Annotated in this window: 20 protein-coding genes, 1 tRNA gene and 4 pseudogenes; 8 read left to right on the top strand and 17 right to left on the bottom strand. The window is 70.1% G+C overall.

All coding sequences use genetic code 11. The features are described from left to right. Positions 1 to 8: 8 nt before the first annotated feature. Genes ABZS80_RS28190 through ABZS80_RS28180 form a run of 3 tightly spaced genes read right to left on the bottom strand, consistent with a single transcriptional unit; the run spans position 9 to position 3,093 of the window. On the bottom strand, positions 9 to 872 hold the full coding sequence (locus tag ABZS80_RS28190; protein WP_355060508.1) for a carbohydrate ABC transporter permease: 864 nt from the start codon (positions 870 to 872) through the stop codon (positions 9 to 11). After that, complete coding sequence (locus ABZS80_RS28185) at positions 869 to 1,816, bottom strand: sugar ABC transporter permease (protein ID WP_355060506.1); 948 nt, start codon at positions 1,814 to 1,816, stop codon at positions 869 to 871. Before ABZS80_RS28185 ends, ABZS80_RS28190 begins: the two co-directional genes overlap by 4 nt. Next, on the bottom strand, positions 1,813 to 3,093 hold the full coding sequence (locus ABZS80_RS28180) for an ABC transporter substrate-binding protein (protein WP_355060504.1): 1,281 nt from the start codon (positions 3,091 to 3,093) through the stop codon (positions 1,813 to 1,815). The genes ABZS80_RS28185 and ABZS80_RS28180 overlap by 4 nt, the downstream gene beginning before the upstream one ends. 465 nt (positions 3,094 to 3,558) lie before the next feature. Here ABZS80_RS28180 and ABZS80_RS28175 point away from each other — a divergent pair, with 465 nt between their 5' ends. Beyond that, positions 3,559 to 3,879: a hypothetical protein gene (locus tag ABZS80_RS28175; protein ID WP_355060502.1), complete on the top strand. Its 321-nt coding sequence runs from the start codon at positions 3,559 to 3,561 to the stop codon at positions 3,877 to 3,879. A gap of 116 nt (positions 3,880 to 3,995) precedes the next feature. Here ABZS80_RS28175 and ABZS80_RS28170 read toward each other — a convergent pair whose 3' ends face one another. The 5 genes from ABZS80_RS28170 to ABZS80_RS28150 are packed head-to-tail and all read right to left on the bottom strand — an operon-like array spanning position 3,996 to position 8,521. Further along, the gene (locus ABZS80_RS28170) at positions 3,996 to 4,790 is read right to left on the bottom strand and encodes an amino acid ABC transporter ATP-binding protein (RefSeq protein WP_355060500.1); all 795 of its coding nucleotides are present in this window, start codon (positions 4,788 to 4,790) and stop codon (positions 3,996 to 3,998) included. Then, on the bottom strand, positions 4,787 to 5,752 hold the full coding sequence (locus ABZS80_RS28165) for an amino acid ABC transporter permease (protein ID WP_355060498.1): 966 nt from the start codon (positions 5,750 to 5,752) through the stop codon (positions 4,787 to 4,789). The genes ABZS80_RS28170 and ABZS80_RS28165 overlap by 4 nt, the downstream gene beginning before the upstream one ends. Positions 5,753 to 5,757: 5 nt before the next feature. Continuing rightward, the gene (locus ABZS80_RS28160; RefSeq protein WP_355060496.1) at positions 5,758 to 6,678 is read right to left on the bottom strand and encodes an ABC transporter substrate-binding protein; all 921 of its coding nucleotides are present in this window, start codon (positions 6,676 to 6,678) and stop codon (positions 5,758 to 5,760) included. A gap of 34 nt (positions 6,679 to 6,712) precedes the next feature. Continuing rightward, entirely contained in the window at positions 6,713 to 7,531 is an 819-nt protein-coding gene (locus tag ABZS80_RS28155; protein WP_355060494.1) for a deaminated glutathione amidase, read from the bottom strand. Beyond that, entirely contained in the window at positions 7,532 to 8,521 is a 990-nt protein-coding gene (locus ABZS80_RS28150; protein ID WP_355060492.1) for a hypothetical protein, read from the bottom strand. It lies immediately after the preceding gene. Between the two features lie 88 nt (positions 8,522 to 8,609). Between ABZS80_RS28150 and ABZS80_RS28145 the strand changes: the two genes are divergently transcribed. Together ABZS80_RS28145 and ABZS80_RS28140 are read left to right on the top strand one after the other, a co-directional pair. Next, positions 8,610 to 10,001 carry a PLP-dependent aminotransferase family protein gene (locus ABZS80_RS28145; protein WP_355060490.1) on the top strand — a complete coding sequence of 464 codons (1,392 nt, stop codon included), beginning with the start codon at positions 8,610 to 8,612 and terminating at the stop codon, positions 9,999 to 10,001. A 77-nt stretch (positions 10,002 to 10,078) separates the two neighbouring features. Then, positions 10,079 to 10,228: pseudogene (locus ABZS80_RS28140) on the top strand (IS6 family transposase); the annotation flags it as partial. Between the two features lie 301 nt (positions 10,229 to 10,529). Here ABZS80_RS28140 and ABZS80_RS28135 read toward each other — a convergent pair. Further along, positions 10,530 to 11,489 (bottom strand): annotated as a pseudogene (locus ABZS80_RS28135) (YibE/F family protein); the annotation flags it as partial. A gap of 96 nt (positions 11,490 to 11,585) precedes the next feature. On the opposite strand from ABZS80_RS28135, the gene ABZS80_RS28130 reads away from it, so the two are divergent. After that, complete coding sequence (locus ABZS80_RS28130) at positions 11,586 to 12,221, top strand: helix-turn-helix domain-containing protein (protein ID WP_355060488.1); 636 nt, start codon at positions 11,586 to 11,588, stop codon at positions 12,219 to 12,221. A gap of 175 nt (positions 12,222 to 12,396) precedes the next feature. Here ABZS80_RS28130 and ABZS80_RS28125 read toward each other — a convergent pair whose 3' ends face one another. Next, on the bottom strand, positions 12,397 to 13,275 hold the full coding sequence (locus ABZS80_RS28125; protein ID WP_355060486.1) for an IS3 family transposase: 879 nt from the start codon (positions 13,273 to 13,275) through the stop codon (positions 12,397 to 12,399). Between the two features lie 19 nt (positions 13,276 to 13,294). Between ABZS80_RS28125 and ABZS80_RS28120 the strand changes: the two are divergent. Beyond that, a pseudogene (locus tag ABZS80_RS28120) lies at positions 13,295 to 14,596 on the top strand (IS30 family transposase); the annotation flags it as partial. Between the two features lie 2 nt (positions 14,597 to 14,598). Here ABZS80_RS28120 and ABZS80_RS28115 read toward each other — a convergent pair. The 4 genes and pseudogenes from ABZS80_RS28115 to ABZS80_RS28100 form a co-directional block, all read right to left on the bottom strand. After that, positions 14,599 to 14,949: pseudogene (locus ABZS80_RS28115) on the bottom strand (transposase); the annotation flags it as partial. Between the two features lie 13 nt (positions 14,950 to 14,962). After that, complete coding sequence (locus ABZS80_RS28110) at positions 14,963 to 15,517, bottom strand: hypothetical protein (RefSeq protein WP_355060484.1); 555 nt, start codon at positions 15,515 to 15,517, stop codon at positions 14,963 to 14,965. 269 nt (positions 15,518 to 15,786) lie between these two features. Next, positions 15,787 to 16,416: a VC0807 family protein gene (locus ABZS80_RS28105; protein ID WP_355060482.1), complete on the bottom strand. Its 630-nt coding sequence runs from the start codon at positions 16,414 to 16,416 to the stop codon at positions 15,787 to 15,789. Continuing rightward, positions 16,413 to 16,940: a TetR/AcrR family transcriptional regulator gene (locus ABZS80_RS28100; protein ID WP_355060480.1), complete on the bottom strand. Its 528-nt coding sequence runs from the start codon at positions 16,938 to 16,940 to the stop codon at positions 16,413 to 16,415. The genes ABZS80_RS28105 and ABZS80_RS28100 overlap by 4 nt, the downstream gene beginning before the upstream one ends. 434 nt (positions 16,941 to 17,374) lie before the next feature. Here ABZS80_RS28100 and ABZS80_RS28095 point away from each other — a divergent pair, with 434 nt between their 5' ends. Next, entirely contained in the window at positions 17,375 to 17,944 is a 570-nt protein-coding gene (locus ABZS80_RS28095) for a hypothetical protein (RefSeq protein WP_355060478.1), read from the top strand. 525 nt (positions 17,945 to 18,469) lie between these two features. Here ABZS80_RS28095 and ABZS80_RS28090 read toward each other — a convergent pair. After that, entirely contained in the window at positions 18,470 to 19,225 is a 756-nt protein-coding gene (locus tag ABZS80_RS28090) for an IS110 family transposase (RefSeq protein ID WP_355060476.1), read from the bottom strand. Beyond that, positions 19,206 to 19,508 carry a hypothetical protein gene (locus ABZS80_RS28085; protein WP_355060474.1) on the bottom strand — a complete coding sequence of 101 codons (303 nt, stop codon included), beginning with the start codon at positions 19,506 to 19,508 and terminating at the stop codon, positions 19,206 to 19,208. Before ABZS80_RS28085 ends, ABZS80_RS28090 begins: the two co-directional genes overlap by 20 nt. A gap of 85 nt (positions 19,509 to 19,593) precedes the next feature. Here ABZS80_RS28085 and ABZS80_RS28080 point away from each other — a divergent pair, with 85 nt between their 5' ends. Continuing rightward, positions 19,594 to 20,271, top strand: a complete 678-nt coding sequence (locus tag ABZS80_RS28080; protein ID WP_355060594.1) for a zinc ribbon domain-containing protein — start codon at positions 19,594 to 19,596, stop codon at positions 20,269 to 20,271. On the opposite strand, the gene ABZS80_RS28075 is transcribed toward ABZS80_RS28080, so the two are convergent. Continuing rightward, positions 20,253 to 20,336: transfer RNA gene (locus ABZS80_RS28075), tRNA-Leu, on the bottom strand. The genes ABZS80_RS28080 and ABZS80_RS28075 overlap by 19 nt on opposite strands. A 232-nt stretch (positions 20,337 to 20,568) precedes the next feature. Between ABZS80_RS28075 and ABZS80_RS28070 the strand changes: the two genes are divergently transcribed. Continuing rightward, positions 20,569 to 22,723, top strand: a 2,155-nt coding sequence (locus ABZS80_RS28070) for a tetratricopeptide repeat protein (RefSeq protein WP_355060472.1), incomplete at its 3' end; no start/stop codon positions are given.

Below are 22,723 nucleotides of genomic sequence, written 5' to 3'. Positions count from 1 at the left end.
GCCACCCCTCAGACGCTGACGAAGTTGACACGGCGGATGTAGCGGGAGAAGACGACGGCGAGCGCCATCGGCGGCAGCAGGCCGAGGACCAGGCCAGCGGCGACCTCGTTCGGGATGGAGACCAGGAAGAACATGCCCGACAGCGCCGGCCCGAAGGTCTGCGCGGGCGTACCGGTCGTGAAGATCAGCGCGAACGCGAACTCGTCCCACGAGGTCAGGAAGGCGATCACCGCCATCGCCATCAGGCCCGGCCGGGCGGCCGGTAGGGCGATGCGGCGGAACGCCTGCCATCGCGAGCACCCGTCCACCCGGGCCATCTGCTCGAGCGACGGCGGCAGCGTCAGGAAGAAGCTGTATCCGACCCACACCAGCAGCGGGACGACGATGGTCAGGTGCACGATCACCAGGCCGGCGCGGGTGCCAGTCAGGTTCATCGTGCTGTAGAGCGCGAAGAACGGCAACGCCGTGGCGATCGGCGGAATCGACCTGGTGGCGATGATGGTCAGCAGCGACCCGTTGCGGAACCGCATCGCCACCCGGGCCAGCGCGTAGGCGGCCGGCACTGAGGCGATCAACCCGATCACCATGACCCACACCGCGACGATGACGCTGTTCAGGATGCCTTCCATGATCAGCGGACCGTTGCCGATCGGCGGCAGCTTGTCGCCGTGCAGGCCCGGCGCAGGCGAGCCGAGCATCCGGAAGTAGTTGCTCAGCGTCGGGTGACTGGGCATCAGGCTGATGTGGCTCTGCGCGAACTCCGCGTGGTGCGTCACGGAGACGATCACCACCCAGACAATCGGGAAGAGCGTCCAGACCAGCAGGGCCGCGGCGGCGGTGTGGATCACTACGGAACGTGTGCGGGATTTCATGCCTTCGTCCGTCCTCGCCGCGGCCGTCGCGGAGTCACGATCAGGAAGTAGTAGAACGAGGTGATGAGCACGACCAGGACCAGCAGGATCCAGGACTGCGCGGCCCCGACACCGAACTCCTGGTTCTGGAAGAACGTCTCGTAGACGCCGAACGTCAGCGTCCGAGAGGCGTTGCCGGGCCCGCCCGAGGTCAGGAAGTAGATCAGGTCGAACGCGGTGGCGGCCTGACCGGCGACGAGCACCAGGAAGATGGCCAGCGGCAGCCGGATGTACGGCAGCGTGATATGCCGGAACCGCAGCCACACCCCCATGCCGTCGATCTTGGCCAGCTTGTACTGGTCCTCGGGTACCGACTGGAGCGTGGCGAGCAGGAAGTAGGCGCCGAGCGGGGCGAACTGCCACGCATGCACCACGCCGAGCGCCGGGACCACCGTGGAACCGGCCAGGAAGTCCACCGTGGGCAGCCCGAGCCGCTCCGCGATGCCGGCCACCAGGCCGTACTGGGGGCTGTAGACATACCGCCAGAGCACCGCCGCCGCGTAGGTGGACATCGACCATGGCAGCGCGATCAGCGCAATCAGGACGGTGCGACCCCGGAAGCGTTCGCGCAGGATCAGCGCGGACCCCAGGGCCACGGCAGTGCCGAGCACGGTCACGCACACCACGTAGTAGATGGTGATCAGTACCGACCACCAGGTGCCGGAGTCGGATAGCGCCGTCGTGTAGTTCGTCAGCCCGGCGAACGTCGTCACGCCGGTGAGGGGGTCTACCTTCTGCAGGCTGAGGTAGAACGAGTACCCCACCGGGTACACCACCGTGGCCAGCAGCAGGATGGCGACCGGTGCCACGAGGAGCAGCCCGAACCGGTTCGAGCTGATCCTCGACGACAGGGCCACCAGACCGGACCGGCGTGGCACGGCGGGCGTCGAAGTTTGAGTTGTCACGATCCGAACTGCTCCATGAGTTCATCCGCCTTGGTGCGCAGGTTCTTGACCACCTTCGCCGGGCTCTCGTCGCCGTTGACGGCCTTGGGCAGCTCCTGCGCGGCGTAGGTCAGCCAGCGCAGCGCCCACACCGAGTGGAACAGGCCCTTGGGGTACTGGGCGTTTTCCAGCGAGTCGGTGAGGATCGGCAGGTTGGTCTCCGGGTCCGGCAGCCACTGCGACACCGACTTGGTCACCTCGGGGTCGTTGTTGACCTCGGCGTACCCCTGCGTCAGGTAGTGCGTCTTGGCCCAGGACAGCGGCACCTCGAACTTGTTCGTCTTCTGGTCGCGGAAGCCAAAGTGCTGCGCCAGCAGGAAGTCGTGCGCCAGGCGCTCGTCGTCCTTGCCCGGCGCGCCCACCACGTACAGGCCGGCGTGCAGCATGCCCCAGTTCTGGCCCTGCCGCGGCACCGGCACGATCTTGCCGGCCACGCCCGAGCTCTCCCGGTTGTGCAGGGACTTCAGGTAGAACTGCAGGTGCGAGGCGTACGCGATGCCACCCTTGGCGAACGTCTCGGCGAAGTCGGACTCCTGGAAGGTGAGGATGCCGCGCGGCACCAGGCCCTCCGCGTAGAGCGCCCGCCACTGCTGGAGCATCTCCACCGCCTCGGACTTCTCGTCGAAGCGCGGCTCGCCGTTGTCGCCGAAGAGCGGGATGTTGCGGTTCAGCGCCTCCTGCACGAAGCCCCACGGGATGCCGGCGAAGGAGGTGATCCAGAACGGCAGGTACGGCACGTCGCTGGCACCGCTCTTCTTGATCTTCCGGGCCTGCTCGTACAGCTCGGTGTAGGTCTTCGGCCACTCACCGGACAGGCCGGCCTTCTGCAGCACCTCAGTGTTGGCCAGCATCATGCCGTGGACGAAGGCGAAATACGGCAGGCCCATCAGCTTGCCGTTGACCGTCGCCGCCTCGCGCACCGAGGGCAGCATCTGCTTCTCGGCCTCCTCGCGGGCCCAGAACCGGTCGAAGTCCACCAGCCAACCGGCCTTCTGCCAGGCGGCCAGCACGTGGGTGAGGCTGTACGCCATGTCCACGGTTTGCTTCTGCTGCAGCAGGTTCTGCACGATGGACGGGTAGTCGCCGCCCACCACGTTGAGGTCCACCTTCGTGCCGTACGCCTGCTGGAAGGCGTTGACGCGCTCCTGCACGAAGTCGGGGAAGGCGCCCCAGATCCGCATGCCGAGGCTGCTGCCGTACGGCGACGTGGGCGCTGCCAGCCGGGGGCCCTGACCCACAGTTGAGCGGCTGGCGGCCGGTCCGCCACAGGCGGCCAGCGCGGCCGGCCCCACTCCGAGAGCGAGACCCGCCAGACCAGCGCGCTTGAGCAAACTGCGTCGTGTGAACCGGTCCATCCCGATCCTTTCCTCGCGCTACGACTGCTCCGGCTGCCGACGCCTCACGCCGTGGACGGCGAAAACATGTGGTGAACAGCACCCGGGATGTGATGTCAGACAAACTTACATCTGGCAACTTGCGCGTCAAGAGGGAGACTCCGAGACAAGACAGGACCCAGAGAGGCAGCGAGAGATCACGCGATTACTCAGGCACCCGCTCGCCGCACGGTCAGCTATCGCTGCCCCGCCCACAGTGCGTAGGAAACGGGCGACGAAGCCAAGACCGGGCACTGCCGCCAAGCCGCAACGTCCAAGACGCTCAATGTCACAATTCAGCAACGGCCACCGCTGTTGATCAAGCGCCGGGTGACCACCACCCTCAAGAACCTGATCTTCGCCACCGACGGACCGAAGCCCGACCTGGTGAATCTGCGGCGTCGTGTCCGTGCCGTAGTTGTCCAGGAACAGGCGCAGATCCGTGTCGGACGGCGAGGCGCAGCGATGGACGCAGGTCCGGTCGTTCCAAACGCAGGGCCGGCCGAGCCGGCCGGAGCGATTCGGCAAGGCGGGGTGACCCAACAGGACGGGGAAGTTGACCACTTCGGTGTGAAGCAGGACGCTGCACCGCCTCTGATCTGCGCAAATGTGCAGCAGCAGGCGGGAACGGGTGTCGTTGGGCGCAGTTGAGCGCCGTTCGATGCCCAGTACAGCGCCGTTCAGTGCACCTCGCTGCTCCCAGTCTGCTCCCCCAGACCGCCGCCCACCGATTCCCCGCCGGTGGACGGCGGTCACTGAGCTGCGGCTCAGGCGGCCGACTGTCCGGCCGGGAGGAATCGTGAGAGGAAGGCCCGGGTACGCGGGTTGGCAGGCCGATCGAGCACCTCGGCGGGCGTGCCGCTCTCGACGATCGTGCCGCCGTCCATGAAGACGACGCGGTCGGCGACCTCGCGGGCGAACGTGATCTCGTGGGTCACCACGATCATCGTCAGCCCGTCCGCGGCGAGGTCCCGCATCGTGGCGAGCACCTCACCGACCAGTTCCGGGTCCAGCGCGCTGGTCGGCTCGTCGAAGAGCATCAGCTTGGGGCGCATGGCGAGCGCCCGGGCGATGGCCACGCGCTGCTGCTGGCCACCCGACAGCTGCCGGGGGAACGAGTCCGCCTTGTCCGCCAGACCGACCTTGTCGAGCAGGGCACGCGCCCGGGCGAGCACCTTCGCCCTGGGCTCGCGCAGCACCCCGACGGGCGCCTCGATGACATTGCCGAGCACCGTCAGGTGCGGGAAGAGGTTGAAGTGCTGGAACACCATGCCGATCTGGCGCCGGGTCCGGGCGACGCGCCGCTCGGGCAGCCGGTGGATCCGCCTACCGCGCTGCTCGTACCCGACGAGCTCGCCATCCACTGTGACGGAGCCGCCATCGATGCGCTCGAGGTGGTTGACGCAGCGGAGGAAGGTGGACTTTCCGGAGCCGGAAGGGCCCAGGATCACCACCACCTCGCCGGGGTGCACGTCGAGGTCGACCCCCTTGAGCACCTCCAGCGGCCCGAACTGCTTGCGCACTCCGCGAGCCGACATCAGCGGCTGGCTGGCAGCGGTCATGACGGCACCTCCACCCTCGGCACAGCCGGCTTGCGACGGATCTTGAGGACGTCGCGGTACCGGGTCGGTGCGTTGCGGTTGCTCCCGCGGGCGTAGTGCCGCTCGATGAACGACTGCCCGACGTAGAGGATCGACGTGATCACCAGATACCAGACGCACGCCACGAGCAGGAGCGGGATCGTCTGGAAGGTGCGGTTGTAGATGGACTGCACGGTGTAGAGCAGGTCGCTGAGCGCGATCACGCTCACCAGCGACGTCGCCTTGAGCATGTTGATCACCTGGCTGCCCGTGGGGGGCACGATGAAGCGCATCGCCTGTGGCAGGACGACCCGGAAGAGGGTCCGCGTCCGGCTCATGCCCAGCGCCTGCGCCGCCTCGGTCTGCCCCTGGTCGACCGACATAAGGCCGCCCCGGACGATCTCGGCCATGTAGGCGCCTTCGTTCAGCCCGAGGCCGAGGATCGCAGCGAGCAGCGGGGTGATGAGCGCGTTGGTCTCCCAGTGCGCGAACTCGGGCCCGAACGGAATGCCGATCGACACCCGCGGCATCAGCGCCGACATGTTGAACCAGAAGATGAGCTGCACCAGCGCCGGCACCCCGCGGAAGAACCAGATGTAGAGCGCGGCGAGGGACCGCAACAGCCAGTTCGTGGAGAGCCGGCAGACCGCCAGCAGCACACCGAGCACGATGCCGACGGCCATCGCGATGACGGTGAGCTTCAGCGTGGTCCACAGGCCGCGGCCGACCGACTCCGTGTTGAAGTACTGGAGGACCACGTCCCATTCGAAGTTGGGGTTGGTCACCAGCATGTGGATCAGCTGCGCGGCGAGGACGGCGACCACGACGGTCGCCACCCACTGCAGCGGATGCCGCTGGGGCACGGCATGTGCGACGTCGACCGGCTCGGCGGTGCCGGGGATGCCATCGCCGGCGTCCCGGGTAGCCGGGGCGTTCGTGGCCACGGTACTCACCCCTTGCTGCCGGCCAGATTGACGCCGGGCTTGTCGAGCTTGTTCCCGTCGAGACCCCACTTCGCCATGATCTTGGCGTAGGTGCCGTTGTCGAAGAGCTCCTGCAGGCCGGCCAGCAGTACGTCACGCAGCGCTGAGTCCTTCGGCACGACCGCACCCTGGAAGAGGTCGTCGAAGCCGTTCTTCTGCCCGACCGCGGCGAGCTCCAGCTCACCCTTGGATTGGTCGACGAAGTAGGTCAGCGGCGCCTGCGAGGAGAAGAAGGCGTCGGCGCGGCCGGACTTGACCGACAGGATCGACGATGGCTGATCCTTGTACGACTGCACCTCAATCGCCGGCTTGCCCTCGGCGGTGCACTTCTGCGCCTGGTTCTTGATTACCTTTTCGGCCGAGCCGGCGGCCATCACGGCGACCCGCAGGCCGCAGGCGCTGTCGAGGTCCTTGATCTGCTTCGGGTTACCCTTCGGCACCGCGAAGACGACGAACTCCTGCACCCAGTCGACGAAGTCGTTGTCGGCCTCGCGCTCGGGGAAGTCGCCGATCGGGCCGAGGGCGAAGTCGTACCGGCCGGCCTTGATGCCGGTCAGCACGCCGGAGAGACCTTCGACGGTCACATGCTCGACCTTGACGCCGAGCACCTGGCCGAGCGCGTCGGACAGGTCGGCGGCGGCGCCGCTGAGGTCCCGGTTGCTGCCGACGATCTCGTAGGGCGGGAAGGAGCCGCTGTTGACCGACACCAGCTTGCCGGCCTGCTTGATCTTGTCGGGCAGCTTGTCGTGCAGGGCGGCGTCCTGCTGCTGCGTGGCGGTGTCGCCCCCGCCGCCCGGCTGAGCCTCGGACGGGTCCTTGGCGCAGCCGACGAGCGACAGCGACAGCAGCGCGGACACGGCGGTTACCGCGATGGTGGTACGGCGCATGGTGATAGTTCCTCTTATCCCAGGGTTGCTGTTGTCAGCCGGTCGTGGTGGCGAGCGGCCGGGTCGGGGTGGGGTCGACGGAGAACCGCCGGTTGTCGAGCACGGGCAGCCGCCGCCGGGCCTGGGCCAGCCGCTCGGCCGACACCTCGGCCCAGAGCAGGTCCGGCTCCTCGGCGAGGCGCCCGACCACGACGCCGAGCGGGTCGACGACCATCGAGTGACCGATGTTGCGCGGGCCGCATTCGCCGCACGCCGCGACATAGACGGTGTTCTCCAGGGCACGCGCGGCGACCATCAGCTCCCAGTGCCGCTCCTTGAGCGGTCCGCGGACCCACGCCGCGGGCAGGACGAGAACGTCGGCGCCGCCCTCGGTCACGAGCAGCCGCGCCAACTCGGGAAAGCGTACGTCGTAGCAGGTCATCAGGCCGACGGTGTGCCCGGCGCAGGGGAAGGTCACCGGCGGGTCGTCGGCGGGGATGACGTTGTCGGACTCCTTGGCACCGAACGCGTCGTACAGGTGCAGTTTGCGATACTTGGCGATAATCTGTCCGTCACGCAGCACGACGAGGGTGTTGTACGCCCGGCCGTCCGGTCCCGGCTCGTGGACACCGGCCACCACGGTGACCTCGGTCCCGGCGGTGGCTGCGGCGAGACCGGTGACGAACGGCCCGTCCAGCGGCTGGGCGGCGGTACGCAGCCGGGTGAAGTCATCGGTGAACCGCGCCAGCACCCCCTCGGGCAGGACCAGGAGGTCGGCCCCGCCGACGGCGGCCCGCTCCACCAGCGCCGTGCACTGGGTGAGATTGACCTGCCAGTCCTCGCTGGCGGCGAGCTGGCCCAACGCGAGGCGCATCTACTCCACTCCCATCTCAATGGCGATCTTGGTGTACTCGGGGAACAGCACGTCCGGGTCGATCGGCGACTCGGCGATGCCCTGGGCGTGCAGTTCCGCGCAGAAGGCGCTGATCATCGAGCGGTTCGCCGCGAGGCCGTGCGGCATCCAGTCCGGGCCGTAGCGCCGCTCGGTGCCGTCGATCTCAGCGAGCGCCCACGGCGTCGAGTCGGCATGCTTGCGGTAGCTGGCCCACCACGCCTGCTGCGATGCCCGCAGCGCCGTCATCAGGTCGGCGAGCAGCTCCGGCCGCGCCTCGAAGTGCTCCCGCTTCACGGCGATGAGGTGGATGCCGGGGATGAACCCGACCTCCTCGCCGTAGCGCACCTCGGCCGCGCGGTAGTCGCGGTACAGCGGGCGCAGCGGCGTGTCGTCGCGATGGAAGCCCGGCGGCATGAACGGCGTCATGATCGCGTCGAGCGTGCCGTCGAGGAGCCCTCCGACGAGGGACTCCCCCGGCTCGGCGAGCCGTACCCACGGCGGCGGCGTCATCCCACCCATGCGGTCGCCGCCCGCCGCGTCGGGGGTGAGCGGCCCGACCATCCACGCGACGCCGGTGAGGTCGACGCCGGCCCGGCGCAGCACCGCGCGGGTCCAGGTGTTGCCGGAGTCCGGCCAGCCGGTCAGGCCGATCCGGGCACCGGCGAGGTCGGCGGCGCCGGCGGCGGGGCTGTCCTTGCGTACGAGGATGCAGCGGTGCCGGAACCCGCGCATGACGAAGGCCGGGATGCCCACAAGCCGGTCGTCGCCGGCCGCGCGGGCCAGGGTGTACCGACTGAAGGAGGTCTCGCCGGCGTCGAGACCGCTCTCGTCGAGCAGGTCCGGGGTCACCGCTAGACGCGCGACGCGCACGTCGAGCGGGGGTGCCCCGACCTCACCCAGCGCGAGCGGCACCAGGTGCGACCAGGGCCGGACGCCGAGGCGGAGCGGGGTGTGGAGTGAGGTAGCCATCGCCGGCAACGATAAAGTTCAGACACCTGGCCGACAATAGTAGTTTTGTTACTGTTCATTCTTCTCACGATGTGGTGAACTATCTGCCATGACTCCCCCGCAACCGGGCACCCCCACCAGCGACCTGGACCCGCAGTGGCTGGCCGCGCGGATCGAGGACCGCAGCGCCCGGGGCATCGCGGCGACCGTCGCCGCGCTGATCCGCGCCGGCGCGATCCCACCCGGCACCCGGCTGCCCACCGTGCGCGCCCTCGGGCTCCAGCTCGGCGTCAGCCCCGCCACCGTGTCCGAGGCCTGGTCCCTCCTGCGCCGGCGCCGGTCGGTCGCCGGTCGGGGGCGCGCCGGCACCATCGTCACCGGCCCACCCGACGTACCGCACCCCCGCCGCTTCGAGGAGGTCGGCCGGCACGGCGACCGCCTCCTGCATGATCTCCGCCTCGCCGTACCGGACACCGCGCTGCTACCGCCGCTGGACGCCGCGCTCTCCGCGGCGCTGCGTGTCGGGGAGCTGAACGAATACCACCGGGTGCCGATCACCGAACGCCTCGCCGACGCGGTCCGCCCCACGTGGCCGTTTCCGCCCGCGGGCCTGCTGGCCGTCAACGGCGGCTTCGACGGTCTGCTGCTGCTCTGCCAGGCCCTGGTCGTCACCGGCGACATGGTGGCGGTCGAGGATCCCACCGCGCCACGACTGCTCGACATCCTCGACGCGGTCGGCGCCGAGGTGATCCCGGTCCCCTGCGACGAGCGCGGTCCCCGGCCGGACGCCCTGGCCGACGCGGTACGCCGTAAGCCGGTGCTCTTCATCTACCAACCGCACGCCCACTCCCCGACCGGGCACAGCGTCGACCCGGCACGTAGCGCGGAACTCGCTGCCGCACTACGCGGCTCGGAAACCCTTGTGATCGAGGACGACGGCCTGGCCGACCTCGCCCCCGGGCCGGTGCAGACGCTCGGCACGGTCCTTCCCGATCGGGTGGTCTTCCTCCGCTCGTACTCGAAGTCACACGGCCCCGACCTGCGCCTCGCTGTCCTCGGTGGCGCGGCGGCACTGATCGAGCGGGCGCGCGTCTATCGGACGTTCGGCAGCGGGTGGACCAGCCGCATCCTGCAGAACTGCCTCGCCCACCTGCTCACCGACCCGCACACCAGCGCGCTTGTCACCGAGGCCGGCGAGATGTACCGAGCCCGGCGGCGAACGCTCGCCGCGGCGCTGGCCACCCGCGGCGTACGCACGGGCGGCACCGAAGGATTGAGCCTGTGGATGCCCGTCGAGGATGAACGATCCGCACTGGTCACACTCGCCGCGCACGGCGTGGCCGTCGTTCCGGGAGGCCGCTGTTTTTCCGGCCCGCACAAGCCTTTCCTCCGCGTCGCGACCAGCCGGCTCCACGAGCATGTCGACGAGGTGGCCGACCTGCTCGCCTTCGCCGCATTCGAAGAGCACGACCGCGGACAGCCGACCATCATACGGGGGTGACCAGCGTCGCCATCAACGACAGCCACGCGGTGCGCGGGATTTGGACGGATACCGGTGAAGTGGCTCGCGCACACCCGATGCTGTCTCCGAAGTCGGCGTTCGCCGGGTTCCGGTTTCCGCCCGAGGTGATCATGGTCGCGGTGCGCCGGCATCTGCGGTTCAATCTGTCCTATCGAGACGTGGAGGAGCTGCTGGTCGAGCGCGCCGTGGAGGTCGATCACGTCACGTGCACACTGATCACCAGACAGCCCTTGGTTTGCGATCTTCTTCCCTAGACAAGAGGGATGATCGATCAAGGGCTGTCCCAATGACCAGCCGGGTCGATGCCACCGCCCAGCAGGTCAAGGGTCAAGTTAGTGCTTTGACCACAGCCGTTGGCCGGTTGATACCGGTATCACCAACGCCGGCCCCGAAGGCACCAACGGCGTGATCAGGATCCCCGTTCCGAGGCTTATCCCGAAGCCGTTGCTGGACACCGGTGCAGTCAGCTTGCGAGCGCCTGCTTACCCCGAACGCCCCGCACCAGCGTCACCATGCGCGGTCCGCGCCGCGATCGAGGTCCTCCCAGCTGCTTCCTGCCGCCCGACCCGGTGGTCCATCGCCGGCGCGCCCGGCGCTCAGCGCCTCAAGGGCCAGGTCTCGGTCGATGACCGGCCGGCGGCCAGCTGAGCCGGCTGCGGTGGCGGATGCGGGCACTCTCGTGCCGGCCCGCGTGGTGTCGCGTGCCGCCCGTCGTCCGGCGGTGGTGACCACCGCGGCCAGTCCGGTGGTCAGCGGTACGGCGGCGATCAGGCCGAGCGTGGCCACCGCGCTGCGGACGATCTCCTGGGCCAGGAACTCGCTCGTGAGGATCTGGCTCACCGGCCGGGAGTCGGCGACGAGCAGGAGCAGCAGCGGCAGCGAGGCGCCCGCGTACGCCAGCACGATGGTGTTGACCGTGGAGGCGATGTGCGCCCGGCCCACCCGGGTGGCGGCCCGGTAGAGCTGGCGTCGGGAGAGCGCCGGGTTGGCGTGGGCCAGCTCGGTGACCGTGGCGGCCTGGGTGACGGTGACGTCGTCCAGCACGGCCAGCGAGCCGATGACGATGCCGGCCAGCAGCAGGCCGTGCAGGTCGACGTCGCCCTGGAACATCGACAGGGTGGTCGCGTCCTCGCTGCCGAAGCCGGTGAGATGGGTGGCGGCCGTGACCAGGGTGCCGAGCACCCCGGTCAGCACCAGGCTGCCGAGCGTGCCGAGCACGGCCACCGAGGTCTGCGCGGTGATCCCGTGGGTCAGGTAGAGCACCACGAACATGATCAGCGCGGCGCCGACGATCGCCACCAGCAGCGGCGGCTGGCCCGCGCCGATCCCGGGCAGCACGAACCCGAGCAGGATGGCGAAGCTCGCCACCAGGCCGCCGAGCGCGGCCAGCCCGCGCCAGCGGCCGAACGCCACGATCGCCACGGCGAACAGCACCGCCAGCCACACCAGCGGCGTGCCGCGCCGGTGCCGGTTGGGCTGCCCGCGTCTCCTCGGCGACTTGACCTTCAGCGATAGGTGAGCGTGGATCACTAGACCCCTCGCCGGTACGGCGCGGGATGTCAGATGAAGCTCGGCCGCGTTGTTGCAGAACACCTGCCCGTGGCCCCGACGGACGTAGGAGGTCCGAGTCCAGTGAGTCTTACCGTTAAAGTCGCTCTTCTCGCGACGAAAGACCTAGGGAAGAACGAGCGGGCCGTGGCTATCGCCATCGCTGCGCACGCCAACCACGAAGGTAAGGCTTGGCCTTCCGTCGCCACCATCGCCAACTACGCCGGCTGCTCGGAGCGGACGGTGCAGCGATGCCTCACCAAGCTGGTGCAGCTCGGTCGCCTGGCCGTGTCCAAGGCCGCCGGGATCGCCACCCGCGTCTACCGCCTGGTCACCGGAGACGGGCTGACGGGAACCGCCTCTGGGGTGACAAAGCAGCAGGGAGGGGTGACAGATTCGGCCAGCGGGGGTGACAGACAGGGTGTCACCCTAAGCTTTGAAGACCAATCGATGAAAGACAGGCGGGCACCGGTTCGCGACCGGTTCGCTCCGCAAAGGAGGCAGACCCGCTCTCCGGGTTGCGCCGAGCGTGGCGGCGCGGCGCCGCCGATGACCGGCGGCGGCCGCCGCTGCTCGCGTCCGGGGCACATCGGCCAACCTGCCGGCAGGTGCATTCCCTGCCGCTCAGAGGCGATCGAGCGCGGGGCATGATCGCGACCCATCGCTTATGTCATCGCGGGCTTCCGCGGTCAGCGGCCGTAACGACGGCTCCGCGTCGGCGAGCTGATCGGTCTTCGGCTGGACGAGCGCGGTGCACCATGAGACAGCGAGAAGTCGGCCGACGTAGCCGGCGAGGGCTTCGCCCAGGCACGGTCACGTCGGTGACTCATGCCGACCCCTGGGTCAGACGTCCGTCTTGGTCGAACCCGGCTCGGCCGCTGGTCACCGCGACGTGCAGGCCGTACCGGAGTAGCTTGTCGACCTTGTCGGTGCGCCGCCGGTAGCCGAGGCGCTCCAGCCCCGCGCGCAGCAAGCGCTCCTCGTCCATGCTTGGCACGCTCTGCAGAACGTCAACGAAGGCGTTGGCGATCTCCTCGGGTGGCACGTCCTCGAACGGCCGGTCGTTGCTCGCCTGGGTGACCTGGTACGCGCGGTAGGTCTGCGGATCCGTCCCTTCGGGCCAGGCGTACCGTCCCACGGTTGGATGGCCGTACAGCCGGCGGGCGTCGACGAGCGCGAGCACGGCGAGGCGCCGGTCCTCCCGGGTCCGCAAGAAGCCGAACCGGGCCAGGGCCAGGCGGGCGAGCCGGTGCTGTTCGACCGGTCCCTCGGCCGCGATGATCTCCCGCAGCGCCTCCCGGACGAGCCCGCGTACCCGCTGGTCGGTGGCGAGCAGGTCGAGGTCGCTCTGGTCGCCGAGCGGCGTCGGGGCGTACGGGACGAAGGGGCTGACTTCGATGGCGCCGGTCGCCGCCTGCGGCGCGCTCGCGACGGGGGCCGGCGCGTAGCCCAGTTCCTTCTGGATTCGGCGGGTGTTGTACCAGCCATCGATGTAGGCGAAGATCGCATCCTCGGCCACGTCGCGGGTCCGCCAGGACGTGCGGTAGACGAGTTCGATCTTCAGCGTCGACCAGAAATTCTCCATCAGGGCGTTGTCGTAGCTTTCGCCGACGGAGCCCATCGAGGGCAGGATTCCGTTGTCCTGTAAGCGTTCCGCGAAGCGGAAGGACGTGTAATTGGCGGATTCAACCGGTCGTCGCAACACCTAGCGGAGAGGTGGAGCGATGGCTTATGGCCCGGGGCAGAAGCGGGTTCGGGAGTATCGGGGGCAGATTCCTTCGCCGGGGCGGCCGACGGTGGCGTGGCGTGAGGACAGGGTCAAGTTCTGGGCTGCGATCCGGTCAGGTGTGATGACCGAGGATGCGGCCGCGGTGGCGGGTGTGTCGTCGCCGGTTGGGTTCCGGTGGTTCCGGCACGCTGGCGGCGTGAATCCTGCGTTGCCGCCGACGGTGTCGGGCCGCTATCTGTCGCTCAGCGAACGAGAGGACATCGCTCTGTCGCGGGCGCAAGGCATGGGCGTTCGGGAGATCGCGCGCCGGCTCGGCCGGGACCCGTCAACGATCTCGCGGGAGTTGCGGCGCAACGCCTCGACCAGGACGTACCGGTTGGACTACAAGGCTTCGATCGCGCAGTGGCATGCGGAGCGTCGGGCCCGCCGGCCGAAGACCGCGAAGCTGCTGGCCAATGAGCGGCTGCGGCCGTACGTCCAGCAGCGGCTTGCGGGTGCGATCCGGACCGCGGATGGCCGGCTGGTCGCCGGCCCGCAGGGCCCGCAGTGGAAGGGCCGCAACAAGCCCCACCGGGCCGATCGGGCATGGACTACCGGGTGGAGCCCGGAGCAGATCTCCCGCAGGCTCAGGGCCGAGTTCCCGGAGGATGAGTCCATGCGCATCAGCCATGAGGCGATCTACCAGGCGCTCTATGTCCAGAGCCGTGGCGCCCTCAAGCGCGAACTCGTCACCTGCTTGCGGACCGGTCGCGCGCTTCGTGTTCCCCGCGCCCGCGCGAGGCAACGCGCGTGGGCGCACGTCACGAGCGACACGCTGATCAGTGAACGTCCCGCTGAGGTCGCGGACCGTGCCGTCCCGGGGCACTGGGAAGGGGATCTGATCATCGGGTTGCAGCGATCCGCGATCGGGACACTGGTCGAACGGACGACGAGGTTCACGATGCTGGTCCACCTGCCTCGTGAGGCCGGCTGGGGTGTGATCCCGCGGACGAAGAACGGTCCTGCTCTCGCCGGCTACGGGGCGATCACGATGAGCAAAGCCCTCGCCGAGACGATCATAAAACTGCCTGAGCAGCTGCGCCGGTCGCTGACGTGGGACCGCGGCAAGGAGTTGTCGGCGCACGCACGCTTCACGGTCGAGACCGGCGTCCCGGTGTTCTTCGCCGACCCCCACAGCCCCTGGCAACGCGGCACCAACGAGAACACCAACGGCCTGCTGCGGCAGTACTTCCCGAAAGGCACCGACCTATCCAGATGGAGCGCCGAAGAGATCAACGCCGTCGCCCACGCCCTCAACAGGGCGCTGATCTCACCGTGGGTCAGGCCCTTCGCCGACAACGACAGCACCATGTCGTCGACCCCAGACAGGCGCCGCTGCCGCTTGCGCACGATCTGCGGCTCGAACGTCCCGGCGGCGTCGCGTGGGACCCGGACCTCGACCGGCACGACGTCGGTGAGCACCGTCTTGGTCCGGCTGCCGTTACGAGTGTTCCCGCTACCCCGACCCGCCGGGTCGTGCCTGTCGTAGCCGACGTGGTCGGTGATCTCCCCGTCCAGCGCGGACTCCAGGACCCGCTTCGTGAGCTGCTGCAGCAGCCCGCCCTCGCCGGTGAGCTGCAGCCCATCGCCACGAGCCCGATCGACCAGCATCGCGATCAACTGCTCATCCGTGACCGCACCGGCCGGCTCGGCGGCCGACTGTCCCACGGTGGTCTCGGTCGTCATCTGGCGTCTCTCCCTTGATCGGTCGATCAGCCGTTATTTGTACAGTCCCGTACGGCGTCCCAACCTTGCGCAGCCTTCTCGTCGCCGGACCCACGATCAGCGCCAGGACCGGTACTCCCGCCAGCACCACCACCGCCAGCGGCACCGAGATCCGCAGCAGCAGCGCCGCGATCACTATGTACGCCAACACCACGCCGACCCCCGGCCCGGTCGCGGTGAGGCTTCGCCCGATCGTCCACGCGTCCCCTCCTCCGATGGCCACGACCTCGCCGGTGCGGGCGCGCCGCTCCAACGTGGCACCCAGACGGACGGCGTGCGCGTTCACCACCGAAACCGTCCGGAACGCCGCGTCCATACGCACCCGTGTCATCGTGCGGTGCCGCGAGATGCTCAGGCCTGCCAAGACGCCACCGACCACGACCAGGACCGCCGTCCAGCACAGCACCGTGTCCCGATCGCCGTCCGCCAGGCTGTCGACCGCCCGGGACAGCACGTACGGAGGCTAGGCCAGCCCGACCATCCAGGCGGTGCCGAGCGCCGCTCCCAGCGTCAGCCGGCCGCGCTGCCGAGAGATCAGCCAGGCCAGGTACGACCACGGGCCTCGGGTAGGCGGGTGCGACGGCGACACAGCGCGATGACCCATACGGTACACAAACACACGTCGAGGGCCTGGCCGCCTTGGGGGGCGCCGCGAGCCAGCTCGTGACGGTCGGCGGTCCCCGGCCTCGCGGTGAAGGATTCCTTGCGATGGTCGACGCACGGTCAGCGCGGCGCTTCCGTGAGGTGACGCATGCGCGACCGTCCCCATGCCTTGCCCATCTGAACGACGATGGTCAGCATGATGGCGAGGAGCACGACGGAGGCCACCGGGACGAGGTCCAGGGGCAGCGTGTAGCTCATCACCACGCGGGCCGCGGCGTCAACGAGGAAGGCCAGTCCGAAGCCCCAGGTCATGCCCCGCATGGCCCCACGGAAGGTCTCGCTGATCTCCCAGGATCGGTGCCACGCCTCGGCCGCCGGCTGAGGCATGAAGCCGACGGTTCCCGTGAAGACGAGCGGCCGTGGCCAGAGCAGGGACAGCAGGAACCAGCCACCCACGACGCCTGTCAGGTAGCTTTCGCGGGCCATCAGCAGCCGCGCATCGGCGGTCATGAGGCCGACTGCGGTCCCGACGGTGATGAGCGCAAGCGAGAACAGGCTGGTCCGGGAGACGCGTCGTTGACGGAGCAGGCTGGCGCCCAGGCGGAGCATTGGCAACGCGGCCCCGGCGAGGAGGGCGGTCCAGATGGCTGCCCCTAGAGTGCGGAGGACGTAGTAGGACGCGAGCGGCACCACGAGGTCGAGGAGAAGGAAGCCGGTGAATGCGGCCCGACCGCTTCGCGTTGTCTTCATCGGGACTCCTCGGTCTGCAGGGCGCGTCGGGCGATGGTGATCAAGTGCTCGGCGTGGCTTCGTGGATCAGCTGTCGGGTCGCAGGCGGCGCGGGCCGCTGCGGCGTCGATCGAGGCGCGGATCGTCACGGCTACGACTCCTGCGTCTACCCCCGCGAGCTCACCCGCCGCCTGCCCTCGCTCAATCAATTCCCGCAGGTGAGCGGCCAGGGGATCCTCGCCTCCCGGGACCCCCTTTGGGGGGCGCGTGTTGGCCGCTACCTCCATGACCGCGCGCACGTGTCTCGGGTTCTCGGCGACGAAGGCCAGGTTGCTCCGGATGTATGCAGTGAGCTCGCCGATGACCGAGTGGCTGTCGCCGACCGCTGTGGAGATCTGCTCCCCGGCGTCGCGGTAGAGCGAGGCCACCACCTCATCCAGCAGATCCTTCTTGCTTGGAAAGTGATAGGTCACCACCCCCTTGCTGACCCCGGCGCGGCGGGCGACCTCGGCGATCGACGCTCCTGCGAATCCCTGCTCGACCAAGGCGTCAACGGCGCACCCGACCAACTGGGCTCGCCGGGCAAGACCGCCAATGGAGGGCTTCGACGATGGTGTTGTACGCACGTACAAATATTAGCTCGCTCGTACGACTACGGCAAACCCGCACCTCCCAGCTCCTTGTCATGACACGGCGCGGACGGGGCAGCTACGCCCCTGCCAGTACGGTTGCTATCCGGCGCTCTCGGCAGCCGCGCCAAGGCCATCCACCACTACCGATCCGCCACTGCGAACCGGGGGCAACTGCCGGCAGGGCGCCCGGGGCCATTCTCGGAATTCTGGGCGAATGCCAGGATGGGGCCATGAGCGCGGGGGAATTGTACGGGCGAAAGCCCGAGGAGTGTCAACGGCGCCCGAAAACTGGCTCTGGCACACATTTTGTGAGTCGCGCTCGTCGGTAGTTGGGGTTGGGTGCCGGGATGGAGGTAACTCCGGCGTTGCTGCCGCACCTGATGGGTCAGCGGTTGGAAGCGGTGGTGGTCCGGGGCGTCGGGGTCAGGATCGATGCGGCGACACAGACGGTGCGGGCAGGGTGTAATGCCTGCGGCACCTGGTCGACCACTGTGCATAGTCGCTATGTGCAGCGGCTGGCCGATGTCAAATTGGGTGGTCACGGGGTGCTGGTCGCGTTGACGGTCGGCCGGTTCACCTGCGCGAACGCCGGATGCCCGCGGCAAACGTTCGTCGAGCAGGTGCCCGGTCTGACTCGTCGGCATGCCCGTCACACCGTCTTGGCGGCGGGCGACCTGGAAGCGGTCGCGGTGGCGTTGGGTGGTCGACCGGGCAGTCGGTTGGCGCAGCGGTTGGCGGTGTCTCGGATGACGTTGATCCGGATGATTCGGCGATGCCGATCCGTCGTCGGTGACGCCGACGGTGCTGGGCGTGGACGACTTCGCCCGCCGTCGTGGCCACCGCTACGCGATCCGCATCTCTTCTTCCTCAACCTGTTGATTGAAAGAACGAGTGAAGGCGCGTTACGTGGACGGTAAGCATTGTGCTCACCGATAACTGATTTAGCGCTCGATTCGAACTAAGCTCGACTCTGCACGTGTCATCCCCTCTGCCGTCGACCCGCCCTCCTGGGAGCGGGCCGCCGCCCGGCCCGCCACGTCATCCATGAAGGAGCGGGGCCGGTCAAGGGTGGGGTTTTGAACCGTTGACACTTGTTTTGCCCGTCTTCCGGGACGGCTTCGGGCAGGCGTCTGCGCGGTGCCGGGGTCAGGGCTGGGCCGCAGGCCCACCCGATAGGGCTTGGCCTTGACGCCGGTGCCGTGGGCGCCATCGTGGTGATGCCGGAAGTCGGTGTTGTGGGTGTGGTCGCGTCGCCAGGTTCCGACTGCTGTCGGTGGGGCAGGCCGGGTTCGGCTGCCGGTCATCCATTCGCCCCGCCTGGGTTGGGGGGCATGGTGGTGTGCGACCGTGACCGGACGGGGTCAATCAAGCGGGCGGCCTCGCCGTCGGCCGACGGGGGCCAGACGTGGCACGACCACGCGTCCGGTCACGTCCGAACCTGCTCACGCCGCCGCCCGGGCCGGGGCGAGGGCACGGAAATGCCCGTCGCGCAGGCCGTAATAGACGAGGGCGAGCAGCTTGCGGGCCACCGCGACGGTGGCGATGTTGCGTCCACGGCGCTCGGCGATGGCCGCCCGTCGGGAGACCAGCCATCCAGCGCGGTGCGGAACGCTGTGGGCGGCCTCGACCGCGGCCCACCGCACCAGGGTCGAGCCCTGCTTGGTGATCCGGCCCCGGTGCACGACAAGGTCGGACTCGCGGTGCCGCGGGGTCAGCCCAGCCCACGAGGTCAGCTGCGCCGGGCCGGGGAACCTGTCGACTTCGCCGATCTCGGCGACGAACACCGCCGCCAGGACCGGTCCGACACCGGGGATGGCCTGGATCGCGGTGTAACCCCGGTGCCCCGCGAGTCTGGCCCGGATCGGCCCCGCGAGGGCGTCGACCTCGAAACCGACTGCGTCGATCAGCCGGCACAGCGAGGACACCCGCCCCCGGAAGGCGCCATCCAGCGGTGCCCGGGCGAGTAGTTCCCGCCCACCAACGCCGAACAGATCCGAGACAGGGATGTGCACGCCCTGCTTGGCCAGCACCGCGTGCACCGACGCCTTCAGGCCGCTGCGCCAGGCCACCAGCTTGGCCCGATACCGCACCAGCTCCCGCAACTCCCGCACCGCCGGCGGCGCCACATACGCCTCCGGCAACCTGCCCATGCGCAACAGATCCGCCAGGTCCGCGGCGTCACGCGCGTCGTTCTTCACCCGCCGGTAGGCGAACCCCCTTCACCCCCAACGGATGCGCCAAATGCACCCGGGCACCGGCCGCGGCCAGCACATCCACCGCCCAGTACCAGCCAAAGGTGGCCTCCAGGACCACCTCCGGATCGGGGCCGGCCTTGGCGATCTCCAACCCCAGCGCGACCGGGTCGTTGTCGATCCGCACTGTCTCGAGCTTCTCGCCTGCCTCGCTCATCCGCACGATCACCGACCTGCGCCGGTGCAGATCGACACCAACAATCTGCCGGCCGTCGTACTCTGCCTGCATCAGGGGCCTCCTTCGTCGTGAGACGTGAGCACCCCGAGCATCCCGCCCGGGACCCACGAGGAGCGAGGCCCCGCTCCTTCATGCCATCAAGCAGCGCACCCGCAACCCGTACGTCTTCCGCGGCCTGATCTACTGCGCCGCCTGCGACCGGCGCATGCAGGGCCAGTACAACCACGGGGCCGCCTACTACCGCTGCCGCTTCCCCCAGGAGTACGCCCTCGCCAACCAGGTCGAACATCCAAGCAACGTGTACCTGCGCGAGGACGCCCTCACCAACCCGCTCGACACCTGGCTGGCCTCCGCCTTCACACCCCACCGGCTCCAACAGACGATCACCGCGATGACCGACGCCCAGCCCTTGGAGCATCCACCCGCGCTTGCCACGGCAGCCCAGGCGATCATCACGGATTGCGACACCAAGCTGGAGCGGTACCGCGCCGCCCTCGACGCCGGTGCAGACCCCACGGTGGTCACCGGCTGGATCACCCAGACCCAGGCCGAATGCGCTCGAGCCGAAGCTGATCTTCACACGCAGTCGGGCACCGGCCCGCGCCGGATGAGCCGAACGGAGATCTCGAACCTCGTGCGAGCGCTCGGCGACATCGCCGGCGTGCTTCGCGACGCCGACTCCGCCGACAAGGCCGAGGTCTACCGGCAACTCGGCCTGCGACTCACTTACGAGGCTGAAACGCAAACGGTGCGCGCTTCAGTGGATCTAAGCGCGCACCGTGGGGTAATGGTTTGTGTCCGAGGGGGGACTTGAACCCCCACGCCCTATACGGGCACTAGCACCTCAAGCTAGCGCGTCTGCCATTCCGCCACCCGGACCTGCTCGTCCAGCCTACCCTGTCGGCCAAGGTGATCTTCGCACCGGTTCGGCCGACCCGGCGGGCCGCACGGGGCATTACTGTACACGGCCCGGGTGGATCATGCACATCGCCGCCACCCCGCGGAGTTTCCCCAGCTCAAGGCACTGGCGCGGCCGCGGGCACCGCTGCCGCGTACCGGATCCCGGGGCCCGGGTAGCGAGGACCCGGCGATTCCGGGCAGCATTGCTCCCGTGTCCCACCCCTCCCCCCTGACCGCCGCTCAACACCAGGCCCTCGCGCTGCGCTCTGCGGGTGACCTGGCGACCGCCCGCCGCCTGCTCGCCGACGCGATCGCGGCGGCCCGACCGGCGTACGGGGAGGACCACCCCGACGTACTGGCCACCGGCCACCTGCTGGCTCGCCTGCATCGCGAGGCCGACGATCCGGCCGCCGCCCGACGGGTGCTGGAAGAGGCGTACGCGGCCGGCGAGCGTCGCCGCGGCGACGCCGACCCGCTGATGCTCGCGCTGAGCTTCGACCTCGCCGGCGTGGCGGAGGAACTCGGCAACCGGCACGAGGCCCGCCGCAACTACACCCGCGTGGCCACCGCAGGGCCCGCCGTGCTCGGTCCGGACCACCCCGCGGTACGCGCAGCCCACCAGTACCTCGGCGGCTCCGCCGCCGCTCCCTTCCCGCCCGGCCCACCTCCCGGCGGCTCGGCCGCCGCTGCCGGCCCGCAACCCGACCCGGGGGCGCTGTCCGGGCCGACCATGTCGCTGCCCGCCGTGCCGCAGCCGTACCCGCCGCAGCCCGCCCCGCCCCGGCCCGGCGCACCCGCGGCGCCCGCTCCCGTCCCGCCGGTGCCCGGCGCCGAATGGGCACCACCGGCGGCGCCGGCCCGACCGGCCGCCTGGGCGCCGCCCACCTCCGGCCCGGCGGCGCACCTGCCGCCGCCCCCGCCCGTTCCGCCGGCGCCGACCAGCGCCGCTCCGGCCTCGGCCCCGCTGCCGCCGCCTCCGATCATCCCCCCGCCCATGTCCGCTCCCCCGACCCCGACCTCGGGGCCCGGCGCACCCGCCGGCAGCGCGCCGAGTGGCTGGGCGGCCTCCACGGAGGCGACGACCCGGTTCACCGCACCGCCCGTCTCCGGCACGGCCCCAGCCGTCCCGTCACCGCCGGTCGCTGCGGTGCCGCCGGCACCGGGGGTCACGCCGGTCGCGCCACGCCCCCCGGTCGCCGCCCCGCCGGGGCCGGCGCCGGTGCCACCTGCGCCGCACCTCACGCCGCACGCCCCCGGTTCGACACCACCCGCCCCGCACGTTTCGGCACCGCCCACGCAGACCCCGCCGCCCGCGGCGCGCCCGGCGCCGCCCGGGATGCCGTCGGCGCCCCCGTACGGCGCGGTGCCCCCGGTCGCGCCTGCGCCGGTACCGCCCTCGCCGATGCCGGTCCCTGCCGCACCGCAGGCTGCCGCGGCGCCGATCCCGTTGCCGCCGGCACCGGTCATTCCGCTGCCGGCCCGACCGGTCTCGACGCCGCCCGCGCCCGCTGTGCCGGCCGCACCGGTCTCCGGCGTGCCCGGACCGTCGGTTCCGCCCGCCGGGTCGGTCCCGCCGGCTCCGCTGATGCCGGCTCCGACGTCCGCCCCGCCCGCGTCCCGTGTGCTACCTCCGTCCCCACCCATTTCGGTTTCCGCCCCGCCGGTGCCCACCGCGCCGGCCGCGGCACCCATCTCGACCCCGCCGGCGGCCACACCGGCGACGGTCGTCCCGCCACATCGGACGCCCGGCCAGCCGGCCGCGGGCGGCGAGCCCGGCGGGGGCGACACCCCAGCTGCCCCGGCGCCGGGGTGGGACAAGCCGACCATCCAGGTGCAGCAGATCGCCCCCCTGCTCCGGGAGGAGGCCGAGCGGATCGCCGCCTCGCCGCCGGGCGCGGCCGCTCCGGTGAGCAGCCCGCCCGTCAGCGCGCCCCCGGCGAGCGTGGAGCCGGTGAGTGCGCCCCCGGCGAGCGTGGACCCGGTGAGTGCGCCCCCGGTGAGCGGTCCGCCGGTCAGCGGCGCGCCCGTCCTCCCGCAGCCCGTCAGCGGCCCACCCATCAGCGGGGCGCCCCTTCCGCCGGCCGTCGATGGTCCCGCGTCGCCTCCGCAGGGAAGCGCCGTGCCGCCTCCGCCCTCGCCGGTCAGCGCTCCCCCGGCCGGCGCCGTACCGGGCACGGGCACGCCCTTCGCCACCCCGCCGGGCAGCAACCCGCCGTTCAGCCCACCACCTGCCAGCGCACCCTTCAGCGCACCACCCGCCAGCGGCCCACCCTTCAGCGCACCACCCGCCAGCGGCCCACCCTTCAGCGCACCACCCGCCAGCGGCCCACCCTTCAGCGCACCACCCGCCAGCGGCCCACCCTTCG

It is taken from the genome of Micromonospora sp. NPDC005305 (genome assembly GCF_040607315.1).
GTDB lineage: Bacteria > Actinomycetota > Actinomycetes > Mycobacteriales > Micromonosporaceae > Micromonospora.
Note: the sequence above shows the minus strand (reverse complement) of the source record. Positions and strands in the feature narration are given on the sequence as shown.